This is a genomic window from uncultured Nostoc sp. (genome assembly GCF_964245445.1).
GTDB lineage: Bacteria > Cyanobacteriota > Cyanobacteriia > Cyanobacteriales > Nostocaceae > Nostoc.
Genome location: NZ_CAXTNE010000001.1, coordinates 48259 through 69466 on the forward strand (window position 1 = coordinate 48259; position 21208 = coordinate 69466).

A 21208-nucleotide genomic window follows, 5' to 3' on the forward strand; every position below is an offset into this window, starting at 1 on the left:
CTGTACGTTAATAAAATTACTGCTTAAACAATGCCCACGCCAAAAACCTCTCGGTATAATATAACGCTAATTGATTGCTCACACCGTTGAAAACAGCATCAAAAGCGTGTTCTGCCCAAGGAATCTCTAGAAAAACCGCAGTATTACCAGAATCATGTAAACGTTCATACATTTGTCTGCCAAATCGCGCTTCTACCAAATGGTCACGACTGCCGTAAATTAATAAAGTTGGTGGTAAAGGGTGCGTCAGATAATTTATTGGTGAAGCAATTTCATACTGATTAGGCAATTCTTCTAAAGAACCACCGAGAAATGCTTTTAAAACAGCGCGGGTGTTAATAGGATCGGGATTTGGTGGTGTTTTGTATCCCTCCGTTAAATTAACAGGCCCGTAATAGTTCACTACACCACGAATGGGTGGTGCATCTGGTTGATAAGCCGCTAACATTGCTAGGTGCGCTCCCGCAGAACGCCCTAAAAGTACCATACGTTCTGGATCGGCTTCATATTCTGCTGCGTGTTTGCGAATAAAATTTAGGGCTGTACGCACATCATCTAACTGAACTGGAAACTGATATTTAGGTGCGTGTCGATAGTCGATCGCAAATACTGTATATCCCTGATGAGCAATATATTGATTAAACTCGAAGTTTACATGAGGGTTGCCATATTGCCAAGCTCCACCATAAATTACTACCACTGCTGGATATTTACCCAGCTCTGAGGGTTGGTAAACTTCCATTTTTAAAGGCACTCCCGCAGGAGAAGCAAAAAGAATATCTTTTTGATGACGGGTTTTACCTAATGCAATACCCCGGAAGGAATTAACTAAATCAAAAGGATGGGTTTGCATCTTTGCCCTTACTTGGACTGGAATTTGCTCTAGATAATTTGCTCCCAACCCTTGTTTCATCGCTTTCGCTATCTGCATTTGAGTTGGTGGGATATTCACTAGCACCCATGCACAAATTAACAATCCTATTAAGCTGAAAATACAAGCTAAACGCTGTAATTTACGGCGACGGATGTAGAAAAAAGCAAGTGATAAAGAGAGCAAATTTAATAATAATAACCAAGGACTGACTTCTGGCGCTCCTACTGCTAGGGTGAGTAAAAACATATTTGGAGCCGGAAGAATAATCCAAGAACTAAGAAATAGGCTTGCAAAACTGAGTAATAATGCAAGCCATGATAAAAATATCTTGGGTTTCGATACCATAAATAAAATAGCGGTAATAACGACTCATATCATGTCCGTTTGATTGCTTATTAAACTTAAAGAACCCTACCCCGCTCTCCGGGAAGGGAGACAAAGCACAGCTTTGGCGAGGTGGGGTTCTCCGGGTTTGATCAACCTAAACCTAAATGCTTTTGCAATGTTTGGCGCATCACTTCTATAGGTACAGTTTCCTGCTGCAACCAAATTTTTAATGCTGCTACTCCTTGTTGAACTAGCATCTCTAAACCATCGATCGCAATTGCGCCTTGTTTTTCTGCCTGCTCTAGAAATTGCGTCGGTTTCGGAATATATATTAAATCGTAAGCGATCGCACCCTTTGGTAAATTTGCTATTTCTTCTACACTCAAAGGCGACTCATCAACCTTGGGATACATACCTATGGGGGTTGTGTTTACCAGCAGATGAGCTTGGTGAATTAACTTTGGTAATTCTTCCCATTGATGAACTTGTAAATTTTCACTTATGGGTGAATTGTTCCAACTATTGCCAAATTCCTGTAATCTCTGCACATTACGCCCGACAACATGAATTTTTGCAAAACCTAGTTGGTGACAACCTGCTACAACTGCTCTCGCTGCGCCACCATTGCCTAAAATTACTGCTACCTTCTGACTCCAATCTTGCTTATACGTCGTCTGCAAAGGAGCGATAAATCCTTCTATATCTGTGTTTGTCCCCACCCATTGATTATTTTGGCGACTAACAGTATTCACTGCGCCTATAGCTTGAGCAAGAGGGGTAATTTCTGAAAGCAGAGGCATAATTGCCTGTTTATGAGGTATTGTCACATTAAAACCGACAACATCAATAGCTGCGAAACCTGCGATCGCTATTTCTAAATTCTGTGGTGCTATAGGAAAGGGAAGATAAACATAATCTAATCCCAAATTAGCGATCGCAGCATTATGCATCGCTGGCGACAGCGAATGTTCCACCGGATATCCAATTACTCCTAATAGCTTAGTTTTGCCTGTAATTAATCTTTCTTTAGTCATTAGTTATTAGTTATTAGTCATTAGTGATTCCCCCACAGCCTCCCCTGCTCCCCCACTCCTTGGACTAGCCTACAATTATTAAAAGCTACTTAACAATTCTTTGAATGATGCAGGCAACTACAGCCCCCCCTACAACCCCAATTCCTGGTAAATATTGGCAGTGGCGCGGGCACAACGTTTACTATGTGCGTGCGGGAGAGAAGCAAGCGCAACGTCCGCCCTTGCTTTTGGTACATGGATTTGGTGCTTCCACAGACCACTGGCGCAAGAATATCACAGGATTGTGTCAAGATTTTGAAGTATTTGCGATCGACCTTTTGGGATTCGGGCGATCGGCAAAACCGCAATTGCAGTATAGTGCCGACTTATGGCGCGACCAACTCCATGATTTTATCAGTGAAGTAATTGGTCAAAAAGCAGTATTAGCAGGTAATTCCCTTGGTGGCTATGCTTGCTTGTGTGTTGCAGCACAACGTCCCGACAGTGCGGCTGGTTTAGTTTTGCTCAATAGTGCAGGGCCTTTTAGCGAAAGCCAACCGACATCTGAGCCGGAAGCTTTACAATCAGAAGTTCAGCCTTCCAAACAACCCGTTACTTTGCAGAAACTTCTTGGTGACGGCACTAAATGGATTTTTCAACAACCTTTAGCCCAGTTTTTGTTATTTCAATACGTGCGACAAGGTTGGGTAATTCGCCAAACTTTAGAAAAAGTTTATCTTGACAAAAGTGCAATTACAGATCAGTTAGTAGAAGAAATTGCTCGCCCTGCTTACGATCCGGGTGCAATGGAAGTATTTGTGTCAGTCTTTAGCACTCCTCAAGGGGAAAAAGTTGATCTGCTACTAAAGCAATTAACTTGTCCATTATTGATGTTGTGGGGAGAAGCTGACCCTTGGATGAATGCGAGAGAACGTTCTCAGAAGTTTCGTCAATATTATCCTGAACTTAGAGAACATTTCCTAACAGCCGGTCATTGTCCCCATGATGAAATACCCGATAAAGTAAACCAACTTTTAGGCGATTGGGTTTTGTCTATTACTAAGTGACCACATCTTTCGTAAGGGTGCAGCAATGCTGTGCCCTTACAGCATAGTCTATTTGCGTAGTTTACCGCCGTAGGCATCGCAGGAGAATTAAGAAAAGTCTGAAACCAACGTATTTTTATAACAATCCCTCTAATTCGGCGAATTTACGCAAACGTGGTAAACACTGGCGCTGATAAAAACTGCTTAATGTCGGAATTGACAGCCCAAATTCTTCAGATAATTCTTTCCAGCTAACTTCTGGGGGTAGGCGTCTGAGAATTAATACCTGACAATTCACATCTGGACGGCCTTTAATGTAAGTACTGCATAGTTCTCCTTCAGAATCAGTCTTAGCCCATATCTCCAAGTCTTCCAGAATGGGAGGTGGTTGGGGGGTAGCAGGGAGGTTATCTACAGGATCAATGGTTTCACTTGTTCCACCCGATGTAGACTGACGAACCCAAAGAGGGACTGTTATGGCTTGTTCCCGGTTCTGGTTAATGTAAAAGTCTTGTAGTCTCCGTTTTAGGTAAGCATTTAGCCAGGTGATGACACTGCCATAGGTGGGGTCATAGGTTTGACCTGTCAAACCTTCACAAACATTGCGGCAAAAATACAACCAAGTTTGTTGTAGTGCATCTTGATAATAAGGGGTACTTTCTCTCCAGAGTCTACTTGCACTCAAGCGAATAATTTGCGTGAGCAGCTTCTGACGCTGAGGACTTCCAGATGGGTGTTCACAGGCTTCGCTAACTAAGTAGCGTAGCTGTTCATCGAATTGAACCATGAGAATCTTGGCGAAGAAAGCAAGAATATCTTAGTATTGCGTATAACAACAGTCTAAAGAATTTTCGTCAAGATTTTTAGTTATTGGGGATTGGGGATTAGGGATTGGGGATTGGGGATTGGGCATGGTTATTTTTCTTCTCCCCTCATCTCCCTCATCTCCCTCATCACCATTCCCCACTCCCCTCAATCTAATCCAAACCAGGACTGGACATTTTCCAACCAGGAGTATGTGAGATTTCCGACACTCAGCTTCATTTTGTTGCGAATATCTTGGATATTTCCGTTGGTTAACTTAGCTAGAGTCTGCGCTTCTTGTTCAAAACGCTTGGGTAAAGACCGTTTGTATTCTTTACCGGCCTCACACTTAAGTTCCCCTTCAAATGGATATTGCAAAACATAACGCCCTTGGAATAATTCACGGTTGGCAGTTTGTAGGAAAATCAAGTCTTCAGGGAACGTGTCGCGGGTGTAGCGGACATGCAGACGGGAGATGAAGACGTTACTGTTCAAAGGGGGAGGAGCAAACTTGCGGATTGGTTTAACCTTAGTTAACTTACTTAGAGAATTATCATTTAGCCAAAATACGCCTGCTTCTTTGAGTTCCTCTTGGGTAAGGGGATCGGCAGCACAAGGATCGCAACTACCCATATCCCAAGCGTATTCCAAAAAGCCGACTCTCTTGCCTTCTTTGGTGTAAGCGGTTTGGAACAAGGATTTGTAGAATTCACCAAATTCATTTTTGATAAACACGGGAATATTAACGTTGGAGGGGATTTTCACCGTCCGATAGTTAGTAATTTGTGCCTCTCCTTGTGGCGAGAGGATATAGACAATTAAATCCTGCTCTGTCTTAGCATTGATCATGCCTAAACGAATTGGCAGCATGAACTTGGGTGATTGATAGGAAATTTGTAGCGGACGGAGGAGTTGGTAGCCAGATTCCTCGAATTTATCCAAGTTGACTTTGGCAACAAAGAATTTCATTGAGGAACGGATATAGGGCTGAAGTAACTGTTTCGCCCCTTGAGGGATTTTGTAGCCATTTTGTGTCAGCCAAGTTTCTAGTCCGCCAGATTCTTTCGCACTGAGGATCACGATGTCGTATTCGTCCACGTTGAAACTCGCTTCAACCGTTACACCCAAATCGCCATCGCTTATCTGAAATGCCGCATTATTTACTGCTGCTGTTTGTGTAAAAGATCGGTTTAGAGAAAATACTGGTAGTGGGGCACAAGGATCTGGGTCAAAATATTCCACCAATCGCGGCGCACTAAAAGCATCTAGGCGCTCGATAATATTGGGTAGGGCAACGCGAACTTGGTCTTTTTGCAACACCGTTGGCACTGGTACTACGATCGCAAAATCTTTGACTTCGCCTTGGTAGTCGTTTGCCATTGTTAGAACGGTGCGATCGCCATTCCGTGCTATCACCACCTGAGAAGCTTTGTTATACAGCTTTGTATCAGCTTTAGCGACATAAAATCCACAAAATGCCCAAGCTGCGGGTGCAAAGCAAAATACAGCGACAATTGTCAACAGTAACGGTGTTAAAAATCGAAAAATCTTCATTTTTTAGACCTCTATATTAAGTGCTGATTTAGGAGTTGGAAGTAGAGACGCGATTAATCGCGTCTGTACAAGAGTTGGAAGTAGAGACGCGATTAATCGCGTCTGTGCTAAGTAAAAGTTCTCCCCCTGCTCCCTCATCTCCCTTATCTTCCCTTTGCCAAGAAAACCTTGGGGCTAACCAAAGAATATCGATGAGAATGCTCAACGGGGCAAGGATAAACAGCGCCCAGAAGACTGCGGTGGGAATAAAGAAATAATTCCGCAAGATGAAAGTTAATCCAGCGATGCAAGCTGCCCAAACTACCCGCCCAATTCGGGAATTGGGAATTGATCGCGGATCTGTAATCATAAATAGGGCGAATAACAACAATGAGCCGCTCATTAACCGATGCCAGTAAACATCCCAAGTCCAACCTAGCCAGAGATTGCGAATCGCTTCTAGCAAGGAATAGCTACCCAAAAAAGCGGCTGTGGTGTCCCAGCGACCAATGCGCTGCAAAGTCATGCCGCCAGTTCCGGCAAATAACAGCGCATACCACCACTCTTCACCCCATTGTCCCGGCGAAACCCAGGCATCGGAGGTCAGAACCAAGGCGGAAATGATGCCAAAATTAGCAGGGTTGAAGAAATGCTTATCACCAAACTTAAAGAGAAATTTACTAGCGATCGCAGTTACTGCAGCTATTACCATTGTCGTCCAGTGATCAGCCCGCAACAGTAAGCTCAGTCCCAGTGAGGTAATTAAAGCACTGCGAAGATTCGTAATTTGTCCTTTGTTATTAGTCATTTGTCCTTTGTTGTTTGCCAATACTTCGGCAACTCTAAAAGACGCTACGCGTAGCTTGCTTCCCCATAGGGGTACGCTCAGTACAAGTGACCAATGACTAATGACAAATGACAATATTGATTGGGTTAGTAGGCAAGTAGCGATTAATACCCCAATTAACTCCGGTCGCAACGTCCAGTCTCGTGTACTGATTCCCACGACTAGGAACAAGCCCAGAAAGGAAATTTGATAATCTCGTATATCTTTGAACAAAATTAACATTGAATTCAGTGTTTATTCTTAGATATATGCTCAATTTAGACGAGTACTAGGTCAAAAAGTATTGCTCTTACAAATTTTTTACAAAATAGAGTATTGATATTCTCCAGCCGACTTTTCTCAACTGATATTAGGGTGGTGATTGCCATACCAAAGCGATCGCTCTGATGTTTTAACCTATAAGGAGGGCTTATAACTAGAACTCTCTGTTTGTACAGTAAGTCCTAGATATAAGCGATTTAAGCTATGGTTCCCACGTTTAACAGTTATCAACATTAAGTAATCAGTGTTAATCAGTGTATTTATGCAAGATTACGCAAAAAAGAAAAAACTTTATGCAGCTAGCTCCCCTGTTCCCAATTTTCTACCGCATTCTCCAGCCGAGTTTTCCTAACTGCCTTTGGGCTGGAAATCCCCATACTAAAGCGATCGCCCTAACTTTTGATGATGGGCCTCATCCTCAATACACACCAGAAGTGTTGGCAGTATTAGACCGTTACAAGATTACAGCGAGTTTTTTTTGGTTGGGTGTTTGCGTCAACCGTTCACCAGCCATTGCCAAAGCCGTTAGCGATCGCGGACACTGGATTGGATTGCATGGCTACGATCATCGCTCTTTTGCCATGCTTTCTCCAAATGACCTAAAGGACAGTTTAGAAAAAACCCAAACTGCCATTTACAATGCCTGCAACCTGCAACCTGAACAAGTGCGAGATGTCCGCCCCCCCAATGGTTTATTTACACCTGCTACTTTAAAATTGTTCTTTCAGTGGAATTACCGCCCAGTTATGTGGAGTGTTGTACCAGAAGACTGGGTACGACCAGGTGTAACCACTGTGGTAGAGCGAATTATGCAGCAGGTAAAAAATGGTTCGCTGATTGTTTTACATGATGGTGCTTGCGGTGGACAAGATGTTGCTGCCACAATTCAAATCCTCATTCCGCAACTGCTACAACAAGGCTATGAGTTTGTGACTGTTGATACTCTATGGCAGCAAGCTAAGGCTAACTAAAGTACTAGCCGATAAAAATGTGATGCTGGCGTGTTTAATACTCAAAGCTAGCGATCGCCAATTTTAATTATTGGATAGCGATTGCATCAAGCTAGTTTACCTCAAAGGCTCTTTTGAAGTCATTCAAAAGCGGCTGCAAGAGCGCCACAATTCAGTTTATGACCAAAAAACTTCTCAATAGCCAGTTTTCTACTCTTGAGGAGCCAGCTAATGCTATGTCTGTAGATGTTTCTGAGCCGCCTGAAATATTTGTGGAAAATATCATAACGATTATATAGCAATCCGATTTGATTTCTGAATTACTCGTAGAAACTGGGGACTCAATACTTGGAAGAAGGAATAAAGGCGTACTGAGTTTTTCTCAAAAATCAAATATGAGTCCAATAGAAATACCAAATTCTGTGAGGACTACAGGCTTTGGTATTACTAAGGTCGAGAAAGAGGAGACTGAGTTAACTGCCTAAATTATCAATAAACTAGAGGAAATGCTTTTAAAGACAAGCCTGCTTGTGCGACTGAACGGATTAATCAATTACAAACAGGTGAACTTTTATATTTAGCTAACGAATTTCAAAATCCTCATGACCCGCGTGCATTGCTCTTATGCACTGAGAATCATTACATCGTAGGTTATTGTCCTCGGTATATTGTGGATGATGTTTTTAAACTTAAGAACAAAAATTCAGAACTTCTAAAAGTAAAAGTTGAGCGCGTGAACCAAGTACCCACAACACTTCAACTACGTTTATTGTGCAATATGACCGCAGAATGGCATGAGGATTTTCGTCCATTTTCTGGTCGGGAGTATCAGCCTTTGGTGACTGATATCCCAATGGCTTATGCTAGTTCCTAGAGTTGATGTGAGGCTAGAAAAGCTTCGACTTCAGCATCTGTTGGTTGAGAAGCGATCGCACCTGGTTTAATGGTAGTCAGTGCCCCAACAGCACTGGCATAAGTGACGATGCGTTTTGCGGTTTCAGCATCCCGCAAGCTGTGGATGCCATGCTGGCTCAACTGGTGGATGAATCCTGCTAAAAAGCTATCCCCTGCGCCAGTTGTATCAATTACGGGGATGGAAAACGCAGGTAATTTGCCTTCGTTCTCACCCAGACAGTAGCTGCAACCGTTTTCTCCATCTGTTACTAGCACCCCTTCAATTGAAGCTAGACGGTAAGTAATGGCTCCAGGATCTGCGGTTTCAAATAGCCATTCAGCTTCTTCTTTGGAGAGTTTCAAAAAATCGACTCGCTTAAATAATTCTGGAATTTTTTGATGAGCTATGTTTGGCTCGTCCCAAAATACGGGACGCCAGTTCACATCCAGCACAATTTTCAGGTCGTAATATTCTGCTAACTCTAGGGCGCGGTGAATTGCCACTTCACTTTCAGGATAGGCTAATTCCAAAGTACCCAAAACCAGAAAATCTGCTTCTTCAAACAGCGAATTTGGCAATTGTTTAGCTTGCAGGCGAGTATCGGCAAATTCTGCGGTATCATACTTACCAAATCCGGCGAAGGTGCGATCGCCTCCTAGATCCCGTGTAACATAAACTTGCCGCGTTGGTGCTGTAGGATGGCGTTGTACCCCCGTTGTCTCTACACCTACATCTTGTAATAACTTGACCAGTGCATTCCCTGGTTCATCTTCACCAACGGCTCCGATAAATCCTGCTGGCGTCCCCAGCTTGACTAAAGCACAGGCTACGTTAGCTGGTGCTCCTCCTGGATACGGAGTCCACGATTTTACTTCTTCCAACTTTAGCCCCAATTGATCGGCTAAACAATCAAACAAAACTTCACCGAGACACAAAACACGGGGATTGCTCATTTTATTTTAGATTTTAGATCTCGATTTTGGATTAGTAATTTACAGTATAAAATCTACAACAATTTTCGCTAATCTGTCGCCAGCCCTTCATAGAATTAAATGGCAATTTTTACTACTCTATAACATCTATATGCTTATGAATATCGCTTAAACATTACAAGTATTAATACTAATTGTCTATAATTTTAATAGTGTAATAAAGCACTTAAGTAATGGCATGGTTTATATTTTTGCCAATTTTAAATCCAAAGAAAATATTGACAATCGGATTACTGCTAAAACTTGAAACCCCTCCCAACAAAAGAATCTTCTAGAATTAGAAAGAGTGATTAAGTACATATACCAAGGGAGGATAGAAATAGTCATGGCTGGTGGCAAGTCTGAGACCCCCGTTAGTCTGTCAGACAGAGAACTGCAAATTATCGACTTAGTAGCCGCTGGCTTAACTAACCAAGAGATTGCAGGAAAACTGGAGATTAGCAAGCGTACAGTTGATAACCATATCAGTAATATTCTTACCAAGACCGAGACAGAAAATCGAGTAGCTCTTGTCCGCTGGGCTTTACAGTGGGGCAAGGTCTGTTTGAATGATGTCAATTGCTGTACTCTGCCTAACCAGATCGAATAAACGATTTATTAAGTAGCAACGTAATTGTTCTGGTCTGGTATAATGGCAAACCAATCTTGAGGTTTACTGATTATTTCCCTCTTCACGCCTAAGTTTTCAGTGTGAACACTCTACCAAAAGTTCCGAGTCCTTCACTCAGCCGGAGTTTATGTTAGTGGAGCCAGCTGACCCTCGGACTCGGAAACTATAAAAGATCAGAATTTCTTATTAAGCAGAACAGATGTAGAAATGGGGGGAGATGAGGGAGCAGGGGACAGGGGAAGAAGAATTATGACCAATGCTCAATGACCAATGCCCCTCAAGAGTGCTGAGTAGGAAGCAAGGCGTAGGGTGTAAGGGGGAAGTGAAAGGCTTAATGCAGGTTTTTTTTCCCCTTTTCTCCCTGCAAGAACTGCCCCTTATCCTCTTTCCCCATGCCCAATGCCCAAACTCAAAAATCATCCACAAAAATTAGCAACAATTCAGTGGTGCAAGCGTTACATTTGAAAGAAATCTATGTTGCCCCATCGGCTTTGGGAGCAGTGTTCCAATGAATACTTCCGCTTCTTTTGAGGGTAGCTTGTCTCCCTTTAAATTTTTGAACTTTAATTTTACGACACCTGTATCTGAGAAAATTCTGAGTCTTGAAGACCGATTTTCAGAGTTTCCGCAACCCACACAAGATGCCGACTTACTCAGACAGCTATCGTTTATTCCAGGTTTGAAAGAAATTCTGATGATACGGCAGGTTCACGCTTTAGAACATGCTACTGTTTGGGTTCTTAGCGAATCAAAAAATGCCTATCCTGCCAAAGGGGAACCTACTAACGTTCAATTAGATAACGAATTATTAGGCGGTTTGTCTACTGAGCAGGGATTCTATCTCTATGGTGAGGTGAATATTAGTGATTTGCGGCGTGCGGTCATACTTGCTCGACATCGCCTCACCAATGGAGAATGGGATTTAGCTGTACATCCCCGTTGCGGGACAAATTTATCAGTAGCAATGCTTTTAACAGCTGGACTAGCTGTCGGTGTGCATCTATTACTACCATTTCGACCAATCGAGCAAATTATCGGTTTGGGGTTAGCAGCAACGACAGCCGCCGAACTTGCACCTGATTTAGGTTTTATGGCACAGCGTTACCTAACAACAGCTATTCCTTTTAACCTAACAATTGACAATATTATCCGTACACACGACGTTTGGGGGCGTCATGCACATTTTGTTAAAGTGGGCTGGCAAGAGTAGAGATGAGGGGGGTGAGGGAGACAAAAAAATTTTTTTCCATAGTTTTCTCCATCTAGTACAGATAAACCTACCGTTTTATTACAGCCATAAAGCCCAAAATTAAAGCCTTTTGACTTTTGACTTCCGCCTTGCGGTACTCCCCTAAAAAAATTATGAGAAAACTTTACTTCTTACTCCCTGGTACAGATGGCAAATTTGCCTGTGGTGGTCTTTGGGCTGAGTTAAAAGCCCTTAATTTGGTTCAGCAGTTCTGTAATGCTGATGTCGTAACTTACCGCCAACGAGAAAAAGGTAAGCTTTTTATTGATGATTTGCTAAAAGAGAAAAATTTAAGTGATGTAATTTTTATCATCAGTTGGGGATTTGATGTAGCTCAACTCGTGGTTAAACTTAAGCAATACAATGTTGTTTACCATGCACATAGTGCAGGTTATCCATTTAGGCTACCCCCAAGTATTCCAATCATCACTGTTAGCCGCTATACAATGGGATATTGGGGAGAAAAATCACATAATTCTCTCATTTATTATTTGCCCAATCAAATTTCTGATGAATTTCAAAATTTAGGGCTGGAACGGGATATTGATGTTTTAGTTCAAGCTCGGAAGTCTTCTGAGTATTTAATTAAAGAATTGATTCCAGCGTTACAAAAACGTTGTAAAGTATTGGTTGTTGATTCATATATAGAGGATTTACCTGGACTATTCAACCGAGCTAAGGTTTACCTATATGATTCGGCTGAGTACTGGGCGCAACAGCGTGTCAGCGAAGGATTTGGTCTACAACCAATGGAAGCTCTTGCCTGTGGTTGTCAAGTATTTTCTAGTGTCAACGGTGGACTGGCTGATTACTTAGACCCTGGATTTAATTGCTATAAAATTGCTGGATATTCACAAGAATATGATGTCCAACGTATTCTGAAGGTGATTGATTCTTCAGTAGCTTTTAGTTTATCTGAGGAATTTTTAGCTGAATATCGAACTGAAAATATTATTAAGCGTTTCCAAGTTATTCTGGATGAGTTAAATGAGTTTTTTGACCATAAGATACAGCAGCCATCCAATATTAAAAGTTTAACGAGAATACGTGTGGCAAAATTACTTGCTCAGAAAATATATGGGAAGCTGAAGAAGAAATATTTTAAGTAATAGAAAAGAACCGCAGAGGCGCACAGATCACACAGAGAAGAGAGGAAATGGAATGAGTCGGCGGTTATTAGTTACTGGAGGTGCGGGGTTTATTGGGGCGAATTTTGTGCATCATTGGTGTCAGGTTTATCCAGATGACCGAGTGGTGGTGTTGGATGCGCTTACCTACGCGGGAAATCGTCTGAATTTGGCGCTGGTTGAGGGAAGAGAGAATTTTTGGTTTGTAGAGGGGGATATTTGCGATCGCACGATCATAGACGAGTTATTATCAACCGAAAATATAGATACCATCGCCCATTTTGCTGCTGAATCTCATGTTGATCGTTCAATTCTTGGGCCGGCTGCTTTTGTTCAAACTAATGTGGTAGGAACTTTCACGCTGCTAGAAGCTTTTCGGAAACATTGGGAAGCAAAAGCACAGCCATCTGATTACCGTTTTCTACACGTTTCTACTGATGAAGTTTACGGTAGTTTGGGCCCAGATGATGCAGCTTTTTGTGAAACTACGCCTTACGCTCCCAATAGTCCCTATTCAGCCTCGAAAGCCGGTAGCGATCACTTAGTGCGTGCTTATTACCATACTTACAACCTCCCGACAATTATCACAAATTGCTCTAATAATTACGGGCCTTATCAGTTTCCTGAAAAGCTAATTCCCCTGATGTGTATCAACACTTTGATAGGTAAGCCATTACCTGTTTATGGTGATGGTAAAAATGTGCGCGATTGGCTTTATGTGGGCGATCATTGTGGTGCTTTAGATGTGGTAATCAATCACGGTCAACCAGGGGAAACATACAATATTGGTGGCAATAATGAGGTGGAAAATCTCAATCTGGTGCAGCTTTTGTGTCAGATAATGGATGAATTAGCACCTGATTTACCAGTGCGTCCGGCAAAGCAGTTGATTACTTTTGTCAAGGATAGACCCGGACATGATCGGAGATATGCAATTAATGCGAACAAGATTAAAACTCAGCTTGGTTGGACACCTTCAGTAACAATTGCTGAGGGTTTACGTTTAACAGTTGAATGGTATCTCAATCATCGTGATTGGTGGGAACCTCTGCTGTCTGCGGAATATCAAGCTTACTATCGCAAAAATTATCTGTAGAATCACCTAAAATAGCTATCTGGTTAATTTCCCGTACAAAAGCAACGACTCGCAAGGATGCCAACAACGTACCGTAATCGTTGTCTTCTGCATATTCCTGAAATATCTCGGTCAAATAATCGTCGATTTCTTCCGGGTGTTTGCGGAAGTACTCTTCTTCAAATTCATGAAGTGTTCAAATTTTTTCACGGCTTAGGTACTCTCTTTTCAAAAAATTATCTGGCTCCCACAATTTCTCTAAATAATGACTATCCTTGAATATAAGGGAATCAGAGTAAATTGCCAGCAGGTGTCAGATGCTGCAAGCAGAACAGATATTACAAGACCGTTATCAAATTCAGCGCCAACTCGGCAACAATGGAATTCGTCAAACTTGGCTAGCGAAGGATTTACAAGCCTCTGATGGCGAAAATTCGACCGTTGTAGTCAAACTTTTGGCCTTTGGCGGTACTGTCCAGTGGGATGACTTGAAGCTTTTTGAGAGGGAAGCACAAATTCTTAAACAGCTAAATCATCCTCGTATCCCTCGATATATAGATTATTTTTGTATCGACGATCGCACACTCTGGTTTGGCTTAATACAAGAATATATTCCTGGTGAGTCGCTCAAGGAAAAACTTGCTATTGGCGAAAGGTTTAGTGAAAAGCGAGCTAGAAAAATTGCTGTTGAGGTTTTAAATATTCTCATCTATCTACATGAGTTGAATCCAGGGGTATTGCATAGAGATATTAAACCAAGTAATTTAATCTGGGGCGAAGATAATCGGATTTATTTAGTTGATTTTGGTGCAGTTCAGGATAAAGCGGCAAGAGAGGGCGTTACTTTTACCGTTGTCGGTACTTATGGTTATGCCCCAATGGAACAATTTGGTGGTCGAGCAGTTGCGGCTTCAGACCTCTATGCACTGGGTGCGACTCTGATTCATTTGTTAACAGGAACTTCCCCCTCTGATTTACCCCAGCAGGATTTGCGACTGCAATTTGTAGACCGAGTTAACTTGAGTCCCAGTTTTGTCAGTTGGCTACAAAAGTTGATAGAACCTGCTCCAGAACAACGATTTACTAATTCCCGCGAAGCGCTGAATGTTCTCAAATCTCGTTTGGCTATCAAATCCGCAAACAAAAATCAGCTTTTGCCGTTAAAAGAAATAATCAACAATTCTGGATGTGGGATAAATAATCACAATGAAACAGTCCCAGAGGAAATTCTCGGTTGGAACTGGGGCGCATTTCTCATGCCTTGGTTGTGGATGTGGCCGAATCAAGTCTGGTGTGGCGTGTTCTGTTTTATACCAAAATTTTCATTGTTTCTAGCGATCGCATTCGGTGCAAAAGGCAATGAATGGGCTTGGAAAAGTAGACGGTGGAACAGTATTGAACAATTCAAAGCGCATCAAAGAGGCTGGGCGATCGCTGGTATTCTAATTGGAGGGCCGATTAGTATTATGATGTGGGTTCGAGCGATCGCTCTACTCAAATCTGCACTGTAGGTAAGCCTTTTGGGTAAATATCAAGCGAAGATTTTTTAGCCAGATAAGTATAAGGGTTCAACAAATGGTTTAAATTCTTCAAGGAAAAGATATCACCCTAGCCCAACTGATTGATGAATTTGGCCTACAACTTGCAGACAACGAAGATTTTTTTCAGAATGGCGGGATGATTTACTTGAGTTGAGTGACTTAGAAAAGGAATCTCTCAACGAAGTCAAGGCAGAATATTTGCATCTATCGAAATATCCTGTTTTGGAACCTCTAGTCAAAATGGTGGTGCTATCTCCACAATTGCGTCAAGCAGGTTTTTATCAACCGCCTTTCTACATTGCCTCAGAACAAGAGGTAAAAATCTCTTCTGAAGACGAAGGCACGATTATCAGAGGACGTATTGACATCTTGGTGTTCCATCCTCCATTTTGGGTTTTGGTTATTGAGGCAAAACGAGCAGATTATTCTTTGGAGGTAGGAATTCCTCAAGCATTAGCTTATATGTTGGCTAATGCTGGTAATGATAAACCTACCTATGGTTTTGTAATCAATGGTCGGGAATTTCAATTTATTAAGTTGACAAAACAGGGTACACCGAGATATGCATTATCTTACACACTGTCACTAAATCGTGGGGATGACCTACATACTGTTGTCAAAGTGTTAAAACGCATAGCTTATTTAATTCGTAATTCGTAATCTTATAAGGTGCGTTATGCCTTTGGCTGATGCACCATCCCAATACTTTCTGTACTTGATGCGATCGCTAATACACTTTACGAAACTGTCATCGCCAAGTGATTTATTATTAAATTGTTTAGCTGAACCTCAACCCAACCTACAAATATTCTTAAATAGACAAAACATATCCCTCTCCGACTCGGAGAGGGACAGACTTGAACTTTAGTTCAAGACAGGGAGAGGTTCGTCGAACTCATGTCTAACTACTAACTTGCGATTCAACTACACCCACGGGACAAGATACGTTTGTCCCTCCTAAACCACAATACCCGTTAGGATTTTTAGCCAGGTATTGCTGATGGTAAGCTTCGGCGTAGTAGAATTCCGGCGCATCCAAGATTTCTGTAGTAATCTTGCCATAACCTGCACCGTTGAGGGCTTCCTGATAAGCTTCCCGCGATGCTTCTGCTAGCTGCTTTTGATTTTCGGAATATACATAAATTCCCGAACGGTATTGAGTGCCAGCATCATTACCTTGGCGCATCCCTTGGGTTGGATTGTGGCTTTCCCAAAAGACTTTGAGCAGTTCGGCATAACTAATTACTTTGGGATCAAACACAACTAACACCACTTCATTGTGACCTGTTCGCCCACTACATACCTCTTCATAAGTGGGGTTGGGTGTGAATCCAGCAGCGTAACCCACTGCGGTGGTGTAAACTCCTTTAAGTTGCCAGAATTTGCGTTCTGCACCCCAAAAACAGCCCAAGCCAAAAATTGCCTTCTCTAATCCATCGGAATAAGGGGGTTGTAAGGGATTCTTGTTGACATAATGAGCCGCAGGTACTGAGATAGATTGTGCCCTTCCTGGCAAAGCTTCCTCAAGTGTGGGCATAACTGCCTTTTTGCCAAATCCGAATAGTGCCATTGATTTTGACTCTGATATATATCTTTACCTTATTTACTATTGTGAACTACCTACACTGTTCGGTACAGGATCGGCTTTCCAATTTATTGGGGATTGCCTCAGTTTTCATGGATTTTTTACGTCCCTAAGACTATGGTATCACGCACAATCCATCTCAACACTTCCGATCAAGCGGTAAGTGTAAGCCTTTTTGCTGTTTAAGGTAAAGATTCTGGCATCGCTTGAGGTTTTCTCAGAGTCCTCACTGGGCTGTATTGATCTTGTGGCGCTAGCTCATGCTATTTATCAGTGTTATGAATACTTTTCAAAGGTAAATTGGCGTCAGAAGATACTCATGGATAAAATACCAAAAATTGATCGTCAAAGGGAGCATCAAGCGAACGAACGTACTTTTCTTGCTTGGCTACGCACTTCTATTGCATTGATTAGCTTTGGTTTTGCTATTACGCGATTTGGTATATTTCTGCGCCAGTTGAATATTGCTATTACTCAACAAGAACCTCCGGTAAATCCATTATCCACTTCGGAAAATTTGGGTTTGGCTTTGGTAATTTCTGGAATTTTGACTGTTGCGTTAGCTGCGTGGCGATACAATCAAGTTTTCTGGCAAATTGAACGAGCAGATTATAAACCAAATAGGTTAATGGTTTGGATAATGACCGGAGTAGTAATCATTTTGGGACTTTTCAGTATTCCTTTGCTCTTAAGGCGCGATCAAGTCCCTGCTCGTTCTCCTGTTCCAATTCAACCACAGTCTCGAAATTTGCAAAGATCAACCCCAAACTTTAATGTTAAAAAAATGACAATTATTACTCAGTATAAACAAATATTTTACAATAAGATCCCCAACTTTTTAAAGAAGTTAGAAATCTGAGGCTTACTTAGCAGTAGCGTCAGAAATAACCGTTACACAAGCATTGACTAAGGGTAATAGCGGTCCTAGTTGCTCTTGTCCATTTACGGCTAAATCGCTGTGACATAAATAAACTCTCTCGGATACACGAGACAATAAATCTGTCAAAATCCTTTGCAGTCTTTGTTCTTCTGCCAATTTCTCATCTTCTGCTGTCCAAGGTTCGCCTAACCTGTCTTGCAGAAAAAACGGCGCACCGAACAAAGTTGCTGCACCACCTTTCGCCCATAGAGGTGAACCAGCATCCAGCCAAAAATGCCAACGGTGCGATCGCCTACTAGATCGATATTGAAATATGGTTGCTAAGGTGACAGCTTTTCTGGCTCCACCGATGGGACGTACAGGGTAAGGGTTGGCGGTGATTGTACCACGTCGCAGTAGTTGAATGAATTCGATAATAGTTGTCTGAGGTGTTGTCTCAGTTGGGCTAATTTGTCGTAGTCTGGTGTCAATTTCCCAGTAGTGTTGAGCGGTTTCTAATAATTCTCGTAATGCTGCTAGTTGTTCGTAGGGGAGATTGCTACCATTCCACAAAAAGCGTTGAATTGCCCTGTCTAAGAGGGAAATGGGACTGGGAATTAACCGCAGTTCTTGTTGCGATCGCTGCTGTTCTAACCACTGCAATATCTCATTATATGCTGTAGTTGCTGCATAGCCGATTCTATCCCAGCGCTCGAAGGCTGACACTGGTAGCAAGTTGGGGCGATCGGGATGCGGTACAAAGCAGTAATCTGCAATCAAACCAGCGCGTACCGGATCAATATCGGTAGAGACGCGATTAATCGCGTCTGTAGAGTTTTCTGGTGGTTGTTGTTTCCTACTCAAGACAACTAGCATTTCTGCCACGGCATCCCGATCTACCAGGCGTCCCAAGCCGGGATAAACTAGTGCCAGCATGGTAAGTAATGCGCGAATAACGGGTGAACTAATTAACGGACGTTGGTCATTGAGCGATTCTACTTGAATGTTTTGCTTAACCAGGATTTCTACTAAAGTATAACGAGCGATCGCATCTAAACCCGGTGCAATAATCGCCACTTCTTCTGGTTGCACTTGCTGTGATTGAATGGCATCAGCAATTACTTCTGCTGTTTGCCGCAATAGTTGGGCGCGGGAGGTAGTTTGAATTGAATGCACCGTTTTTGGTAAGCTCAACAGTACCATAGGTTCTGTGAGTAATTCCACCATCTCTTTAGCTTGCTCACCAAGGGACTCTGGAGGGGGCCCGGTCAAGATTTCTACTCGACAACGTTCTGCTAACCCTTCTAGGTAGTTAGGGTCTGCTCCCAATCCCAATCGCACTGCACCATCGGGATTGTAACTAAACGCCCCGACTGCACCTTGATCTAATAGCAACTCAAACAAAAGACGCGCTACGCTAGGATAATCATCTACATCATCCGCCAATACCGCTTGATAGCGTTTAGTTAGGTGCTGCTGGTAATTGCGATCGCTTAATAAATGCTGACTATACAGTTCAGTAATAATGCCATAAGTTAGTAATCCCCTCTCTAAACACCAGTTACGCCAATCTAGGAGCAAAGAGGCGAGAAATTCCGGTTCTAAAGTTGTAGTATTTTCCCCTAGACCCCTTGTCAAAATCTGGGCAATATCTTCGCAAGGTACACCACTGTAAGCTGCTAATTGCAATAAGTCTAGAATGCGACGCACTAAGCGAGATTCATTCACTCCCGCAACACGTAAAATTTCTTCGTCTAATTGGGGACGCCAGAGTTTAGTTGCTAGCTCTTGCTCCGTTTCTGGGCGCAATCTTACCGGAAACTGTGCTTTCAGGTTCAACGAGTTAATTAGCAATGGCCAAAATAAAATAACTTCATCCTGAAAAAAACCTAGCGGTGTCTTAGCACGCACCGGATATTTCCCCAAGGTAGATGTAACAATTATATCTCCCAATTCTCGACGATTATCATCATTAGCAGCTAAGACTAAAACTCCTGGCTCTGTTTGTTTAAGATATAAAAATTCGGGTATATGAACGCCTTTTTTACGCCCCGGTTTTTTAGTATAAAATGATTCAGTGTATTGCTTCTCAGGTTGTACCCAACTACAAAATTGCTCTACCAAGCGAGCTGTCTTACCACTACGGCTAGTGCCAACAATCCAAACCGAATGAGAAACCACAAACTTTCTCCTTGTAGATTTGCTAGTATACCTCGTGCGTTAACTTAAGGTTAATAGTTACCAAATAATGCTGGATGATTGTCTCCAATGAAAAACTCTGTTTTTAGCCAAAAAATCTATTCTTTCTTACTTGATACTTACCGATGGTACTTACAAACTCCTGAACGTTCTTTAAATCAAGCTTACGATGCAGCATTAAAGATTAAAGAAATAGAAGACAAGCATTTCAGTGGTAATAAAATAGACATTGACTCAGCCATGTACAGTAACAGCGTGATGGATTATTTTGAGTCAGACCTAAAAAAGCTATTAAAAACTGTGAGGATGCGGCTTACAGAGTTGAAAGCAAGCCGTTGGTTTTTAAATGAAGAGAATCAAAAAGCTGCCGAAAAAACAGGTATAGAGTATCTTAGTCCTTCTTTGGTTTTGGAAAAGCTTAACTTTATCGATCAAGTTATATCCAAATACACAACACTTTCCGATCAAAGAAATTCCAAAGCTTTAGTGGTTCAACCTCAAAATCTAGCAGTTAACCCTGTGATATCTGACGACAAATCGCTGCTCGTCAATAATCCAACGCTACCACCCAAAATACCAACTCAAGACTGGGAGAAAAAAACAAAGGGTAAAGTCGATACAACAGGTGTTTTACCCCGCTCTATTTTAAGTACTATCACTCGTCTGCAAGTTGAATTAGATCCTAATTCAGAACAAGAAGTAATCCAAAGTTTTCGTCAAGCTCAAAGAAGAACAATAATATCTATTAGGTTTATTTTACTATTAATTATCGTACCACTTCTGACGCATCAGATAGCAAAAGCTTTTGTAGTAGGGCCAGTTGTTGAGGAGTTTAGAGGCACTGAGCAAATGCAAGTATTTCTAAATTCCGAAATGGAAGAGGAAGCACTAGGAGAATTACAAAGATTTGAAGAAAAACTCCAGTTTGAAAATTTCATTAAAAATGCCCCGCCACTGTTGCCTGAACAGATAGAAGTTGAAATGAAAAAGAGGGCGGTTGAGCTTGCTGAAGAATTTCGTCACGAAAGCTCTAATGCTATCAAAAATGTTTTTGCAGATATTTTTTCGGTGGGTGCTTTTATCTGGCTTTTACTCGTCAGCAAATCTTCTATTGCTGTGATTAAAGATTTCTTTGATCGGATTGTCTATGGACTTAGTGATAGTGCTAAAGCATTTATCATTATTTTGTTTACTGATATATTTGTAGGTTTCCACTCTCCTCATGGCTGGGAAGTACTTCTAGAAGGTGTATCGCGTCATTGGGGATTACCAGCAAATCGAGATTTTATTTTCTTATTTATTGCGACATTTCCAGTAATTTTAGATACTATATTTAAATATTGGATATTCCGATATTTGAATCGCATCTCACCTTCAGCTGTTGCAACTTACCGGAATATGAATGAATAATAAGTGGGGAA

At 41.9% G+C, this 21208-nt stretch carries 18 protein-coding genes and 1 pseudogene; 11 read left to right on the forward strand and 8 right to left on the reverse strand.

Annotation, left to right across the window (positions count from 1 at the left end; genetic code table 11):
* Nucleotides 1-16: 16 nt before the first annotated feature.
* The gene (locus tag ACFE90_RS00230; RefSeq protein WP_375496655.1) at nt 17-1219 is read right to left on the reverse strand and encodes an alpha/beta hydrolase; all 1203 of its coding nucleotides are present in this window, start codon (nt 1217-1219) and stop codon (nt 17-19) included.
* Between the two features lie 131 nt (nt 1220-1350).
* Nucleotides 1351-2235, reverse strand: coding sequence for a shikimate dehydrogenase (locus ACFE90_RS00235; RefSeq protein ID WP_375496657.1), 885 nt, complete (start codon nt 2233-2235; stop codon nt 1351-1353).
* Nucleotides 2236-2342: 107 nt separating this feature from the next.
* On the opposite strand from ACFE90_RS00235, the gene ACFE90_RS00240 reads away from it, so the two are divergent.
* Nucleotides 2343-3281, forward strand: coding sequence for an alpha/beta fold hydrolase (locus ACFE90_RS00240; RefSeq protein WP_375496727.1), 939 nt, complete (start codon nt 2343-2345; stop codon nt 3279-3281).
* A 115-nt stretch (nt 3282-3396) separates the two neighbouring features.
* On the opposite strand, the gene ACFE90_RS00245 is transcribed toward ACFE90_RS00240, so the two are convergent.
* From ACFE90_RS00245 to ACFE90_RS00255, 3 genes are all read right to left on the reverse strand, one after another.
* Nucleotides 3397-4047 carry a sigma-70 family RNA polymerase sigma factor gene (locus ACFE90_RS00245; RefSeq protein WP_375496659.1) on the reverse strand — a complete coding sequence of 217 codons (651 nt, stop codon included), beginning with the start codon at nt 4045-4047 and terminating at the stop codon, nt 3397-3399.
* A 185-nt stretch (nt 4048-4232) separates the two neighbouring features.
* On the reverse strand, nt 4233-5618 hold the full coding sequence (locus tag ACFE90_RS00250; RefSeq protein WP_375496661.1) for a DUF2330 domain-containing protein: 1386 nt from the start codon (nt 5616-5618) through the stop codon (nt 4233-4235).
* A 28-nt stretch (nt 5619-5646) separates the two neighbouring features.
* On the reverse strand, nt 5647-6660 hold the full coding sequence (locus tag ACFE90_RS00255) for an RnfABCDGE type electron transport complex subunit D (protein ID WP_375496729.1): 1014 nt from the start codon (nt 6658-6660) through the stop codon (nt 5647-5649).
* Between the two features lie 338 nt (nt 6661-6998).
* Between ACFE90_RS00255 and ACFE90_RS00260 the strand changes: the two genes are divergently transcribed.
* Both ACFE90_RS00260 and ACFE90_RS00265 read left to right on the forward strand, forming a co-directional pair.
* The gene (locus tag ACFE90_RS00260; protein ID WP_375496663.1) at nt 6999-7676 is read left to right on the forward strand and encodes a polysaccharide deacetylase family protein; all 678 of its coding nucleotides are present in this window, start codon (nt 6999-7001) and stop codon (nt 7674-7676) included.
* Nucleotides 7677-8199: 523 nt separating this feature from the next.
* Nucleotides 8200-8529, forward strand: coding sequence for an HIRAN domain-containing protein (locus ACFE90_RS00265; protein ID WP_375496731.1), 330 nt, complete (start codon nt 8200-8202; stop codon nt 8527-8529).
* Here the strand turns inward: ACFE90_RS00265 and ACFE90_RS00270 are convergent.
* Nucleotides 8526-9503, reverse strand: a complete 978-nt coding sequence (locus ACFE90_RS00270; RefSeq protein WP_375496665.1) for a carbohydrate kinase — start codon at nt 9501-9503, stop codon at nt 8526-8528. The two genes, ACFE90_RS00265 and ACFE90_RS00270, sit on opposite strands and share 4 nt — an antisense overlap.
* Nucleotides 9504-9867: 364 nt before the next feature.
* Here ACFE90_RS00270 and ACFE90_RS00275 point away from each other — a divergent pair, with 364 nt between their 5' ends.
* From ACFE90_RS00275 to ACFE90_RS00300, 6 genes are all read left to right on the forward strand, one after another.
* Nucleotides 9868-10131 carry a helix-turn-helix transcriptional regulator gene (locus ACFE90_RS00275; protein WP_069073632.1) on the forward strand — a complete coding sequence of 88 codons (264 nt, stop codon included), beginning with the start codon at nt 9868-9870 and terminating at the stop codon, nt 10129-10131.
* 529 nt (nt 10132-10660) lie between these two features.
* Nucleotides 10661-11362, forward strand: coding sequence for a DUF6391 domain-containing protein (locus tag ACFE90_RS00280; RefSeq protein WP_375496667.1), 702 nt, complete (start codon nt 10661-10663; stop codon nt 11360-11362).
* 152 nt (nt 11363-11514) lie between these two features.
* Complete coding sequence (locus tag ACFE90_RS00285) at nt 11515-12510, forward strand: glycosyltransferase (protein WP_375496669.1); 996 nt, start codon at nt 11515-11517, stop codon at nt 12508-12510.
* A gap of 52 nt (nt 12511-12562) precedes the next feature.
* Nucleotides 12563-13624: a dTDP-glucose 4,6-dehydratase gene (gene rfbB, locus ACFE90_RS00290; RefSeq protein ID WP_375496671.1), complete on the forward strand. Its 1062-nt coding sequence runs from the start codon at nt 12563-12565 to the stop codon at nt 13622-13624.
* A gap of 296 nt (nt 13625-13920) precedes the next feature.
* Nucleotides 13921-15114 carry a serine/threonine protein kinase gene (locus tag ACFE90_RS00295; RefSeq protein WP_375496673.1) on the forward strand — a complete coding sequence of 398 codons (1194 nt, stop codon included), beginning with the start codon at nt 13921-13923 and terminating at the stop codon, nt 15112-15114.
* Between the two features lie 180 nt (nt 15115-15294).
* On the forward strand, nt 15295-15804 hold the full coding sequence (locus ACFE90_RS00300) for a type I restriction endonuclease (protein ID WP_375496675.1): 510 nt from the start codon (nt 15295-15297) through the stop codon (nt 15802-15804).
* A gap of 241 nt (nt 15805-16045) precedes the next feature.
* Here ACFE90_RS00300 and msrA read toward each other — a convergent pair whose 3' ends face one another.
* A complete protein-coding gene (msrA, locus tag ACFE90_RS00305; RefSeq protein WP_375496677.1) occupies nt 16046-16714 on the reverse strand; it encodes a peptide-methionine (S)-S-oxide reductase MsrA in 669 nt (222 codons plus the stop codon).
* A 334-nt stretch (nt 16715-17048) separates the two neighbouring features.
* On the opposite strand from msrA, the pseudogene ACFE90_RS00310 reads away from it, so the two are divergent.
* Nucleotides 17049-17483, forward strand: a pseudogene (locus tag ACFE90_RS00310) (YidH family protein); the annotation flags it as partial.
* A 108-nt stretch (nt 17484-17591) separates the two neighbouring features.
* Here ACFE90_RS00310 and ACFE90_RS00315 read toward each other — a convergent pair.
* Complete coding sequence (locus ACFE90_RS00315) at nt 17592-19769, reverse strand: recombinase family protein (protein ID WP_375496679.1); 2178 nt, start codon at nt 19767-19769, stop codon at nt 17592-17594.
* An 87-nt stretch (nt 19770-19856) separates the two neighbouring features.
* On the opposite strand from ACFE90_RS00315, the gene ACFE90_RS00320 reads away from it, so the two are divergent.
* A complete protein-coding gene (locus tag ACFE90_RS00320) occupies nt 19857-21197 on the forward strand; it encodes a proton extrusion protein PcxA (protein WP_375496681.1) in 1341 nt (446 codons plus the stop codon).
* Nucleotides 21198-21208 lie beyond the last annotated feature (11 nt).

What these genes read in the sequence shown, in the direction of transcription:
- ACFE90_RS00235 (WP_375496657.1), bottom strand. Translation starts at nt 2,235, where the DNA reads ATGACTAAAGAAAGATTAATTACAGGCAAAACTAAGCTATTAGGAGTA.
- ACFE90_RS00275 (WP_069073632.1), top strand. Translation starts at nt 9,868, where the DNA reads ATGGCTGGTGGCAAGTCTGAGACCCCCGTTAGTCTGTCAGACAGAGAA.
- msrA (WP_375496677.1), bottom strand. Translation starts at nt 16,714, where the DNA reads ATGGCACTATTCGGATTTGGCAAAAAGGCAGTTATGCCCACACTTGAG.
- ACFE90_RS00320 (WP_375496681.1), top strand. Translation starts at nt 19,857, where the DNA reads ATGAAAAACTCTGTTTTTAGCCAAAAAATCTATTCTTTCTTACTTGAT.
- ACFE90_RS00295 (WP_375496673.1), top strand. Translation starts at nt 13,921, where the DNA reads ATGCTGCAAGCAGAACAGATATTACAAGACCGTTATCAAATTCAGCGC.
- ACFE90_RS00240 (WP_375496727.1), top strand. Translation starts at nt 2,343, where the DNA reads ATGCAGGCAACTACAGCCCCCCCTACAACCCCAATTCCTGGTAAATAT.
- ACFE90_RS00245 (WP_375496659.1), bottom strand. Translation starts at nt 4,047, where the DNA reads ATGGTTCAATTCGATGAACAGCTACGCTACTTAGTTAGCGAAGCCTGT.
- ACFE90_RS00230 (WP_375496655.1), bottom strand. Translation starts at nt 1,219, where the DNA reads ATGGTATCGAAACCCAAGATATTTTTATCATGGCTTGCATTATTACTC.
- ACFE90_RS00280 (WP_375496667.1), top strand. Translation starts at nt 10,661, where the DNA reads ATGAATACTTCCGCTTCTTTTGAGGGTAGCTTGTCTCCCTTTAAATTT.
- ACFE90_RS00285 (WP_375496669.1), top strand. Translation starts at nt 11,515, where the DNA reads ATGAGAAAACTTTACTTCTTACTCCCTGGTACAGATGGCAAATTTGCC.
- ACFE90_RS00260 (WP_375496663.1), top strand. Translation starts at nt 6,999, where the DNA reads ATGCAGCTAGCTCCCCTGTTCCCAATTTTCTACCGCATTCTCCAGCCG.
- rfbB (WP_375496671.1), top strand. Translation starts at nt 12,563, where the DNA reads ATGAGTCGGCGGTTATTAGTTACTGGAGGTGCGGGGTTTATTGGGGCG.
- ACFE90_RS00250 (WP_375496661.1), bottom strand. Translation starts at nt 5,618, where the DNA reads ATGAAGATTTTTCGATTTTTAACACCGTTACTGTTGACAATTGTCGCT.
- ACFE90_RS00270 (WP_375496665.1), bottom strand. Translation starts at nt 9,503, where the DNA reads ATGAGCAATCCCCGTGTTTTGTGTCTCGGTGAAGTTTTGTTTGATTGT.